Origin of the sequence: Bacillus sp. EE-W1 (genome assembly GCF_009760835.1) — a bacterium.
Lineage (GTDB): Bacteria > Bacillota > Bacilli > Bacillales > Bacillaceae_G > Bacillus_A > Bacillus_A wiedmannii.
Window position 1 is genome coordinate 17713 of the sequence record NZ_WIPE01000169.1, and the last position, 745, is coordinate 18457.

Annotated in this window: 1 protein-coding gene; it reads right to left on the reverse strand. The window is 34.4% G+C overall.

Annotation, left to right across the window (positions count from 1 at the left end; all coding sequences use genetic code 11):
- Window positions 1–272: 272 nt before the first annotated feature.
- The gene (locus GFJ36_RS28935) at window positions 273–491 is read right to left on the reverse strand and encodes a hypothetical protein (protein ID WP_097889876.1); all 219 of its coding nucleotides are present in this window, start codon (window positions 489–491) and stop codon (window positions 273–275) included.
- Between the last annotated feature and the right edge of the window lie 254 nt (window positions 492–745).

Consider the following 745-nt stretch of genomic DNA (forward strand, 5'->3'; position numbering starts at 1 on the left):
CGAAAATTTGGCCAGAAAAGGAATAGACGAAAATAAATACGAGCACTCCTATTTATAGTGATAGGGTGCTCGTTTTTCTATTTATGCGCAGAAAGGAAGATCCTTCTTACTGTTACCGTCGGGCTATCGTCCTGCACACATTTGAAGAAGGAGAATTCTTTCAGTAAGTATGTAGAAATAATCCTTCATTTTGGCGTTTGCTTCTGACCTGATAGTTATTTTTTTATGGGGAAAAAATTAGTTTACTGGTTATTAAGTTTTTTCTTTGTAATTTATTTTTTGTTTGTTGTTCTATCTACATCTGAAATGGGTGAGTCTGTGCCGTATAGGTCTTGGTTACTATCTTTATTGCTAGCATTATTGTTATTGTTTGGATTATGTTTCACTTGAGATGATGTTTCTAGCATTTGTTCTTGTTCCTTACTAGGGGTATTCAGGGCATCCGAAGGGACGCGATTAATCTGTTCGCTCAATAGATTTTCTTTGTCCATATTATAAAGCTCCTTTTTGAAATGAGATAAAAAACAGTGGAATTATTAATAGACACTTCGATATTTTGTGTCTTTGAAAGGAATTATATACAAACATATATTGCAAAGTTAACTATTGAACTACCCCCACTTTTACTTCGTTTAGAAGAGGGGGATTCCTAAGTAAAGAGTTCTATCGAACTCTAATTTATTAGGCTATCTCCACAGTCCTTGCGGTTAGAAGTCTTATCGCTTCATTCTTTAGATTGATACTT